General features: G+C 55.8%; 8 protein-coding genes, 4 tRNA genes and 1 rRNA gene. All 13 read left to right on the forward strand.

The window, feature by feature from the left end; all coding sequences use genetic code 11:
• Positions 1–139: 139 nt before the first annotated feature.
• Positions 140–254: ribosomal RNA gene (gene rrf, locus BM035_RS21695) — 5S ribosomal RNA — on the forward strand.
• Positions 255–486: 232 nt separating this feature from the next.
• Positions 487–1,686 carry a hypothetical protein gene (locus BM035_RS21700; protein WP_041644920.1) on the forward strand — a complete coding sequence of 400 codons (1,200 nt, stop codon included), beginning with the start codon at positions 487–489 and terminating at the stop codon, positions 1,684–1,686.
• 10 nt (positions 1,687–1,696) lie between these two features.
• Positions 1,697–2,776 carry a hypothetical protein gene (locus tag BM035_RS21705; RefSeq protein ID WP_014575945.1) on the forward strand — a complete coding sequence of 360 codons (1,080 nt, stop codon included), beginning with the start codon at positions 1,697–1,699 and terminating at the stop codon, positions 2,774–2,776.
• Positions 2,773–3,321, forward strand: a complete 549-nt coding sequence (locus BM035_RS21710; RefSeq protein ID WP_092034372.1) for a hypothetical protein — start codon at positions 2,773–2,775, stop codon at positions 3,319–3,321. The genes BM035_RS21705 and BM035_RS21710 overlap by 4 nt, the downstream gene beginning before the upstream one ends.
• 20 nt (positions 3,322–3,341) lie before the next feature.
• Positions 3,342–5,744, forward strand: coding sequence for a DUF6160 family protein (locus BM035_RS21715; protein ID WP_092034373.1), 2,403 nt, complete (start codon positions 3,342–3,344; stop codon positions 5,742–5,744).
• Positions 5,745–5,846: 102 nt separating this feature from the next.
• Entirely contained in the window at positions 5,847–6,812 is a 966-nt protein-coding gene (locus BM035_RS21720; RefSeq protein ID WP_092034375.1) for a biotin--[acetyl-CoA-carboxylase] ligase, read from the forward strand.
• Complete coding sequence (locus BM035_RS21725; RefSeq protein WP_008174817.1) at positions 6,809–7,543, forward strand: type III pantothenate kinase; 735 nt, start codon at positions 6,809–6,811, stop codon at positions 7,541–7,543. The genes BM035_RS21720 and BM035_RS21725 overlap by 4 nt, the downstream gene beginning before the upstream one ends.
• Positions 7,540–8,214, forward strand: a complete 675-nt coding sequence (locus BM035_RS21730; protein WP_254775562.1) for a hypothetical protein — start codon at positions 7,540–7,542, stop codon at positions 8,212–8,214. The genes BM035_RS21725 and BM035_RS21730 overlap by 4 nt, the downstream gene beginning before the upstream one ends.
• Before the next feature lie 31 nt (positions 8,215–8,245).
• Positions 8,246–8,321, forward strand: a tRNA-Thr gene (locus tag BM035_RS21735).
• Positions 8,322–8,360: 39 nt separating this feature from the next.
• Positions 8,361–8,445: transfer RNA gene (locus BM035_RS21740), tRNA-Tyr, on the forward strand.
• An 11-nt stretch (positions 8,446–8,456) separates the two neighbouring features.
• Positions 8,457–8,531: transfer RNA gene (locus tag BM035_RS21745), tRNA-Gly, on the forward strand.
• A gap of 14 nt (positions 8,532–8,545) precedes the next feature.
• A tRNA-Thr gene (locus tag BM035_RS21750) sits at positions 8,546–8,621 on the forward strand.
• A 51-nt stretch (positions 8,622–8,672) separates the two neighbouring features.
• A partial coding sequence (locus BM035_RS21755) for a GTP-binding protein (protein ID WP_139216093.1) occupies positions 8,673–9,329 on the forward strand: 657 nt, incomplete at its 3' end.

The following is a 9,329-nucleotide window of genomic DNA, read 5'->3' on the forward strand; positions in this document are numbered from 1 at the left end:
TTGAGCTAACCGATACTAATTGCTCGTGCGGCTTGACTATATAACACCCAAGACAATTGCGGATAACGCAGAGCCTAACCGCTCAAACGAAATCAACATCACTCAGTTCCTTCTCGTCCTCCAGTGATCAACCGTTTTGCCTGACGACCATAGCGGTCTGGAACCACCTGATCCCATCCCGAACTCAGAAGTGAAACAGACCAGCGCCGATGGTAGTGTGGCGTTGCCCATGTGAGAGTAGGTCATCGTCAGGCTCCTAATACCGAAAACCCCAGCATCCTCGATGCTGGGGTTTTTTATTGCCTGAAATTTGGCAAATGCCAAAACCATGACACTGCGCACAGTGACAACATGTAACCGAGGTTACACTTCTGTAAAAGAACTGGCTAAAACAACACCAAAAATCCAAGCCAGCCTCAGAGACGCTCATCAGTCATCTTTAAATCAGCCGCCAATAACAAGAAGCGGCCGCGGTGAGATGTGACTATGAGTAAACCATTTTATTCGCTTCTCCTCCTGCCTTTACTGGCTTCGGGGGTCAACGCCGAACTGCGCCCGATTTCAGATCGACAGATGTCTGAAGTCACAGGGCAGGCCTTTGTATCGGTTGACCGCCAGTACCATCCTGATGCCAACGACAACACCGCCTATACCCGGGTCAATCTCGGAATGGACATTGAAATCCAGACCAATGTGGATGTGCTGGAAATGGGCCGTTACGACCGGGAAGGTGAGAAACCGGGCACTTCGGATGTCTATATTGAAGATTTTGCCCTTGGTTACATTAACAATCAGGCTTACTTTGACGCCAATCCCAAAGCTCCGAGACAGCGAAAGCCCGATGGCAGTGCCTATGCAGAGGGGGAAATCGTTCCTTTTTTGATCCAGAATCCGTTTCTGGAGTTTGCCTTCGATGAACAAACTGAAGAGGTGGTCGGCTTCCGACTGGGTTTCGGTGAATCCATGGGTGTCCTGTCCGGCAAGATTGAAACGCTGACTGGCAATGTGAACGTGGACATCATTGACCGCGGTGAAGGGCTGAGCCAGGCCAGCTCAAGCGGTAACCTTTTTGACCAAATCATCGTGCTCCTCACCCCTCTACTCGAAGGCGGTAGTCCATTATCCACCAAGGCAGAGCTGGTTTACGGTGCGGAGGGCGATCCGAACATTGGCTCCCTGGACCCGGTAAGAGCGGAATACATCGGTATACCGGATGGCGAACGGTTCATTCTCGAAGGCGCAAGCGGCTTTACCCGCTGGTCGGTAAAGAATCTGATCGGCTGGGGGTCGAGTTCCCGAATCGAGGTTCCGGATTGTTCCTTTTTCAGCTGTTCAGGCGGTGACATTTATGTTTACGCGGAGGACTGCCTGGTCCTTGGAATAGATTCCTGTTTCGACCTGGATATCTATAACAGCTTCCCGGTAGGAGAGGTTGGTGAGGTCAATGGCGAGCGACGTATCACCGGGCCGGCCGACGGTGCTTTTATCTCATTCCAGACCAAAGATCTTGATTGGCTGAAGGATGTAAAGAAAACAGACTTCACGCCCGAAGATTTTATCAAGGCCACATCAGGTGCCTTCTTCAATATTCCCAACGGCGCTACTGAGGTCAATCTCAACGAGGCGCTCTATGGCACCCAGCGTTACCGCACCGAATACATCGACCGCGGCAAAGGTCTGTTCTGAGGAGCTTCGTATGAAATGGTTGAGTTTCAGTCAGCTTCCTGTTTTCGCGCGGCTCCTTCCGGTGATGGCGGCTGTTCTGGCCGCCCCAGTGCCTGTTGAGGCGGAACTTCAGGGGCTTTCGGAAACTGAAATGTCCTCGATTGATGGAGCCGGGATCGGCCTTGTACTGGAGAATTTCAAATTCTCCCATGGAACGGATGAGCCGGATGCCTCGGGAGAGCAGGCACGCATTTTCCGGATTGGCGGGATCAAAAGCACCGACGGCCGTGATGTCGATATTACGGTAAACCATCTCTACATCGCCGGGGCCAATAGCAACTACGGAGAGACCCTGGGCCCGGTCAATCTCGGGAGACTCCTGAACCCGTGGAAAATTGATGTGGTGGATGGCAATGATATTGGTATCGCTAACAAGGCGGTGCTGGAGTTCGCAGCCAGTGCCATGGTCAATAGCGACCAGGGTTATGACTGCATGGACTCCGGGGCCGGTCCTGGCAGCGGCACCTGCTCGAGTCGCCCGGCGTCCGCTGGATACATCGGGGAACGAGCGGACATCGGCATGCAGATGAACGTGGCAGTTGGTGACGACCGGTCTGCCAATATCAATATCCACGCAAAGAGTGCTGTCATCGATGGTAGCTATCTGCGCCTTTGGGGCGATAACGATCGGCGCCAGATGGTCGGCCAGTTCAAGCTGAATTTCTATTCCCCGGAACTTTCTATCAATGCCTGCGCACAGGACGGTTCTACCTGCGGATCACGAATACTGATGAGCAATTTTGCGCTCGAACTGGCGATTGGCAACCAGCTTCAACCGGTATTCTTCGACGTTGATGGCAGTGGAAACTTTGTAGTGGAGGTTGCTGCAATTCGGCGCCCTCAGCCGGGCGAGATCGGTGCCGACGGTCTCCGCGGCAGCAGTGATGCGGACGCCTGGGATTTCTACGAGTCCTACTACACGAACCCGGAGTTTCGCAGCAATCTCAAGATCGGAAATTTCAGTGTTGGCGACCGCGATTTTGGTTCGGCCCGTGTACAGGGAATGCTGATACAACACTTGAACATTAAGACCAGGGATCTGAGCCAATGAAATCCTTTCTGCGCAGAACAATACTTGCTCTCCCTGTTTTTCTGTTTTCACTCCCCAGCCTTGCCGAACTCGCCCGCCTGGGAGATGAAGCTCTCTCGCATATCTCCGGACAGGGTGGAATCTACCTGTCCGGCGACATCAGCATCAATGAAATGGGTGGCCCGGTTGAGAACAGCTATTTCGGACGCTGTGATGATGCTGACAAGAAGTGCGGTGCCCGCTTTGCCTACCGTCTGAAAGAGGACGGGGGATGGATGGTTCTTGATGATATTCGGGGCAATTTCGCGTTTGAGGGCCTGACACTGCGGGTCCGCAAAGTCGATTCCGGATTCGGTGGTGATGGCGAACTGTTCAATCGGGATGTGCTGGAGCTTGGGCTACCCAATACTGTTCGGTTCAACGACGTTCAATTCAAGATTTCTTCCAGCAGCACGGCCCGGCCCACCGACCCCGGCTTTCAGCAGACCGACATATTCTCTGTTGATATGCGAGGGGACGTTGTGATGGAAGGAAACCTGCTCGTGTTTCCGGCGGGGAATCCGTGAGATTGAAGAGGTTAACGGTTATGGGCGCGCCAGACAGAATCAAACAACTTGCCCCGATGGCCACTGGGCTGTTTTGTGTGGTCCTCGCCTTGCCGGTGGTCGCCGACATGAAAAGCCTGGACGATTCCACGCTGGCAAACATCAGTGGCCAGAGTGGTTTGTCGGTAGAGCTCGATCTTGGCCTGACGGCAGATCGACTGTCCTATGTTGATGATGGCAGCAGCATCCATCTGGACGGTTTGCGCATTGGGTCCGCCGTTGATCCTTCTGGTCAGGCATTCCACCTGATTCGCATCGATGTTGAGGAGGATGCATCCCTTAACCTCGATTACCTGGTGAAAGACCGACGGATCGAGTTCGGTGATATCCGGCTCGCCGGGGCCCCCGGTGTCAGTATGGGGGGGATCTTTTTCGATCATTCTCTGGAAGGGTATTTAAATATAAGGCAGGGCAGCTCCGTTGGCGGGGCCGGATATACCTTTGACTCCGCCTACACGATGACTGGCGGCCGTCTGGGATATCGCACCAATGGCAATGAAGTTTTTCTGGACGATATCACCATGAATGTGGAGGCACTGGGAGTAACCCTGGATGTGGTCGGCGACACTCTGGCTCTGAATGCGCCCAGAATAACCGGGGATTGGGAGGTCGGCGCGATTCGTTACAGCAGCAACCCCCTGAATCATGGCGTATCTGTCGATTCCGGCAACGGACAGCCTCTACCCAGCTATGGCAGCCTGAGTGGAAGTTACGAGCTTTCCTCCAGCACCAGCCTGACTGCCGGCGGCCGATCCGGAGAGGGCCTGCGAATCGATAATGAGACCGTTATACACTCGGCCTCTTTTCTGTACAGGGATGACGGAAAGGCCCTCGCGCTTCGAGACATCACTGGCGTCTATCGGATTAACGACCTCCGGCTCGATGTGGCGACCGACTGGCAGAATAGACCGGCCCTGGCCCTGACCCTTGGCTCCATGGATGGTGAATTCAGCATTGGCGCTATTGAGGTGGGTGGCAATGGCAAGAGTATCGGTCAGGTGAATGTCAGCTTTCTGCTTGAAGATCAGGTGTTCAACGGCCGCAGCTATTCCAATGCGATCTATCTGCAGGGGGGTGGACACCCTGACGCCGGGCCGCAGGGCTTGCGACTTGCCACTGAATGGAGTCTTCGGCTTGCTGATTTCAGCTACACCGAAGACGGCAACCGGGTGATCTTCAGTGGCCTGCAGTCCTGGGGGCAGGGCGATGTAACGGTCAATGTAACTCGCGATGGCGTCACCAACGATACCGAGTTCTTCGATGGTCTGCGGATTGGTTTCGAGGACATCAGGGCCGGCTACCGGATCAACGGTCTGCGAGTAGGAAGTGATGACGCCCCCTTGCAGGGTGGCACAGAGCTGCTGCTGGCACTGGGGTTCTATCCGGCTTACGAATTCGAGCTTGATGGCCATGTGACGCTCGGTGCAGGCGGCGCATCGGGTGAGGGGATAACCATCAATTCCGATGTCAGCATCAGGAACGGCAAGGCGGCGATTATCGCGGTGCCCTACGATGAAGGTAATGGTGAGATTCCCCAGAAGGGTCTCTGGATTACCGAACTGGATTATGACGCGCATGTGCGTGACATGACCGTTGATGTCAGCCAGGAGGGGCTTGCGGTGATCAAGGGCGAATCCTGGAGCACCATGGATATCGGCAATCTGAGAATCGGCGACAAGGAATCCGGTCAGAGTTTCGGGAGGTTCGTGATTCAGAAATACGAAACCGGCAGCAGCATGACCGTCGTCCCCGGCGGGGCCGGCGATGTCTGCGCCGGTGGCATGGGTGATAGCCCATCCGCCTGTGCGGCTTCCGGAGGCGTCTGGGAAACCCGGGGTGAGGAGGGGCTGACGGTCCGCCTGAAGCAGGTGCTTGCCAAGGCCATCAATGAAGCCCGGAAGAACTCGCTGACCTGGGAAACCAACCGGCAAAGCAGCGGTGTTGGTGAGGCCATGAACGGAACCGGGACGAGCCTCGTTCTGAACGATATCCATACCAGCGATGGTGGGGACTTTGATGGTGATGGCGTAGACGACAACTCGTTTGGGCTACGGACCGATCTTTCCGTGGATGTCTATCAAACCCGGGTTGTGAAGAAGGAGGACGGTCCGGATGCAATGGGAGTGACAGGCAACCGGGGCGATGAAAAAATCATGGATGGTTCGTCCACTGCCGGTTACCGCTATGTCTCCAATCCAACCCTCGCCGAGGCCGACAACAGACCGCTCGGGTTTGCTGTGAAGGCGAGAAGCCGGTTCAAGGAACTCTCGATCAACAATATCGACCTGGTTCATCCCGTTGGTGGTGCTCAGACGGCCGTCTATGGCGTCAAAATGCAGAACTTTGATATCAAGGCCAATCTGACCGCAACCCCGATTCCCTGATCTTCCGACAGGCGGTTCGCAAAGCGACACCGCCAACTTTGTCTTTTTCCCTTCCCTGGTGTTTAATCCGGCCTTACCCAATTTCATGGCTGGATGCATCTTATGAAATCCAAAGCACTTATAGAGCTGCTCAGTGACGGTCAGGTTCACTCCGGAGCCGCGCTGGCCGAAAAGCTCGGGGTTAGTCGTACCGCAATCTGGAAGCAGATTCGTCGCGCGATGGAGGAAGGTGCTGACATTGCCACGATTCGCGGACGTGGATATCAGCTGGTGTCCCGGGTGGACCTGCTCGATAGGGCACGGGTGCTTCGTGAAATTGCCGCCGGCCGGGAGCAGGAGCTTTCACTGACAGTCCTCGACGAGGTTGACTCGACCAATGCCGAGGTGATCAGGCAGATTACCGCCGGAAGCAAAGGTGTCCCGGTTGTTATCGCCGACTGTCAGACGTCCGGCCGAGGTCGACGGGGGCGTGTGTGGCAAAGCCCCCAGGGCGAAAACCTGTACCTGAGCATGGGGCTCACCTTCCACGGCGGCTTCAGTGTACTGGATGGGTTAAGTCTGGTGCTCGGCGTTGCGGTGGCCAATGCCCTGGAACGACTGGGAGTGCCGGAGGTCGGACTCAAGTGGCCAAATGATATTTTTCTGCCGGACGGCAAGCTTGGCGGCATCCTGGTGGAGCTCCAGGGCGAGCTGGAGGAAGGCGTGGTGCAGGTCATTGCGGGTATTGGGCTGAATGTACATATGTCCCGGGCTGATGGCGTCGATCAACCCTGGAGCAGCCTCGCCAGGGCCTGCCCTCAAGTCGAGTGGTCGCGCAGCCAGATCGGCGGTGCAATCATCGATGCTGTATTCGATGCTGTCGCGCTGTTCTCGGATATCGGGTTTGCAGATTTTCGGGAGTCCTGGCAGCGTCGCGATGTGTTCATGGGAAAATCGCTCAAGGCCCGGGGCGGTGATGTCGAAGGTGTCGGTTGTGGCATTGATGACGCCGGCAACTATCAAATCCGGACCGAAAACGGGCTTGTTCCGGTGCGCGCAGGGGAAATCAGTCTGCGAGTGGCAAAATGAATCTGTTTATTGACGCGGGTAACACCCGGCTGAAGTGGTGTCTTGCAAACCAGGATGAGGTTCTGGCCTCGGGGACCGGCTCTCTCGAAGACGAGAACCCCCTGGGCATGTCGGGAGAACTGATCGGAAAGGTGGTGTCTGTCGCCATATCCACCGTCGCGTCTGAAGAAAGGCGAACTCATTTGGCGGGCTCCGTCGAGAAGCTGTGTCAGGCGCCGGTTCGCTTTTACTGGTCGGAACAGTCCCGGAATGGCCTCATGAACGCCTACCAGGATGTCTCGAGAATGGGGGCTGATCGGTGGCATGGAATGTACGGTGCCTGGCTCGATCACAGGCAGGGCTTTGCGGTCTTGGACGCAGGCAGTGCCGTTACTGTCGATTATGTTGATCGGCATGGTCAGCATCTGGGTGGTTATATTCTTCCTGGCCTGCAGATGATGCTGCGCAGTCTCCGGACCGATGCCGCCCGGATCTGGTTCGACCCAGACCAGGGGCTGGCAACGGATCCTGGCAAGAGTACCGGAGAGTGCGTGAACCATGGTCTTGCCTGGCTGTCTGCTGCGATGATTGAGCGGGTGATCGCTGACGCCCGAAAACTGTCACTGTCTGAAATTCTGGTTACTGGCGGCGATGCTGACCGGCTTATTGGTCTTGGTCTGCCCGGTATTTCTCGCCCGGATCTTGTGTTGTCGGGCCTTCGTGCAATTCATGCGGAGGAAACCTCCGGATGAGGTGGTTGGCGTTGGTGCTGGTGCTGGTGAGCATTGCTATTTATTACCTGCCGGACTTCGTGGGGCCATCGGGCGGCATGGCCAATGTTGCCAGTGGCAGCCTGCCAAGGGTGACCAGCCTCAAATCGCCGGGGCCGGCAGACTCCGGTGTCGGGCCTGGTGCACCCGCCGACGAATCCGAAATGTCCTGTGCCCGCCTTGGATGGATTGAAACCGCGGAGCGCGCCCGAAGCCTGGTGGACAGTCAACCTCTCGCGGAGGAGGCGGGTTTCAGGATTGAAGAAGTCGAAAGAGAGCTGGCACCCCTGCACTGGGTTCTTATTCCACCCCAGCCCGAGGCTGTCGCCCTGAGCCAGTTTCGTGACATTCAGAGGCGGGGGATCGACTCCTATCTGGTTACCGAGGGCGAAAACCGCAATGCAATTTCGCTGGGGCTGTTCGAGTCCCGCGAATCTGCAATTTCCGTGCTGGAAGAAAAAAAACGTCAGAATCTTAATGCGGTACTGGTCAACTTCCCCCGAAATCAGATAAGCTACGCGCTCTCTTTTGAGGCGGAACCGGAACTCGCTGAAGAACTGGTTCAGGCGGTGAAAGCGGATTACGGCAGCAATTTTGATTTCGTTGAAATCAGGCCTTGTGAAGGTGTTGCAACGCCAGAAAAAAATCCGTAGTATACCGCCCTCGCTGACGAGGCGAATGTGAGCTGGCGTAGCTCAGTTGGTAGAGCAGCTGACTTGTAATCAGCAGGTCGGGGGTTCGATTCCGTCCGCCAGCTCCACTTTAAGTTTTGACGGATTTGCTCACGCGAATCCGACTCGGAGGGGTTCCCGAGTGGCCAAAGGGATCAGACTGTAAATCTGACGGCATCGCCTTCGCAGGTTCGAATCCTGCCCCCTCCACCACTAAATTGCTCGCGGGCATCGTATAGTGGCTATTACCTCAGCCTTCCAAGCTGATGACGCGGGTTCGATTCCCGCTGCCCGCTCCAATTTGTTTTGTAATGCTCATGTAGCTCAGTTGGTAGAGCACACCCTTGGTAAGGGTGAGGTCGGCGGTTCAAATCCGCCCATGAGCTCCATTATTTATCCGGTCAACGTTACGATCCTGGTTGATTAGGGAGATTGGTCGAATGTCTAAGTCTAAGTTTGAACGTAATAAGCCGCACTTGAACGTAGGCACCATTGGTCACGTTGACCATGGTAAAACCACTTTGACTGCTGCCCTGACCCGTGTATGTCACGAAGTTTGGGGTACAGGCTCTGCGAGTGCCTTCGACCAGATCGATAACGCACCGGAAGAGAAGGCGCGTGGTATTACCATTGCGACTTCCCACGTTGAGTACGATTCCCCGAATCGCCACTACGCTCACGTAGACTGCCCGGGCCACGCTGACTATGTGAAGAACATGATCACTGGTGCGGCGCAGATGGACGGCGCGATCCTGGTTTGCTCTGCAGCTGACGGCCCCATGCCGCAGACTCGTGAGCACATCCTGCTGTCCCGTCAGGTTGGCGTACCTTTCATCGTTGTGTTCCTGAACAAAGCGGACATGGTAGACGATGAAGAGCTGCTCGAGCTGGTTGAGATGGAAGTTCGTGACCTGCTGAGCCAGTACGACTTCCCGGGTGACGACACTCCGATCATCACCGGTTCTGCGTTGATGGCGCTGGAAGGCAAAGACGACAACGAGATGGGTACTACCGCTGTTAAGAAGCTGGTAGAAGCTCTGGATGACTACATCCCCGAGCCGGAGCGTGCGATCGATCAGCCGTTCCTGATGCCGATC

It is taken from the genome of Marinobacter sp. DSM 26671, assembly GCF_900112835.1.
Lineage (GTDB): Bacteria > Pseudomonadota > Gammaproteobacteria > Pseudomonadales > Oleiphilaceae > Marinobacter > Marinobacter flavimaris.

Bases quoted from the DNA above. Each gene is read 5' to 3' on its own strand.
- BM035_RS21700 (WP_041644920.1), top strand. From the start codon at position 487: ATGAGTAAACCATTTTATTCGCTTCTCCTCCTGCCTTTACTGGCTTCG.
- BM035_RS21705 (WP_014575945.1), top strand. From the start codon at position 1,697: ATGAAATGGTTGAGTTTCAGTCAGCTTCCTGTTTTCGCGCGGCTCCTT.
- BM035_RS21710 (WP_092034372.1), top strand. From the start codon at position 2,773: ATGAAATCCTTTCTGCGCAGAACAATACTTGCTCTCCCTGTTTTTCTG.
- BM035_RS21715 (WP_092034373.1), top strand. From the start codon at position 3,342: ATGGGCGCGCCAGACAGAATCAAACAACTTGCCCCGATGGCCACTGGG.
- BM035_RS21720 (WP_092034375.1), top strand. From the start codon at position 5,847: ATGAAATCCAAAGCACTTATAGAGCTGCTCAGTGACGGTCAGGTTCAC.
- BM035_RS21725 (WP_008174817.1), top strand. From the start codon at position 6,809: ATGAATCTGTTTATTGACGCGGGTAACACCCGGCTGAAGTGGTGTCTT.
- BM035_RS21730 (WP_254775562.1), top strand. From the start codon at position 7,540: ATGAGGTGGTTGGCGTTGGTGCTGGTGCTGGTGAGCATTGCTATTTAT.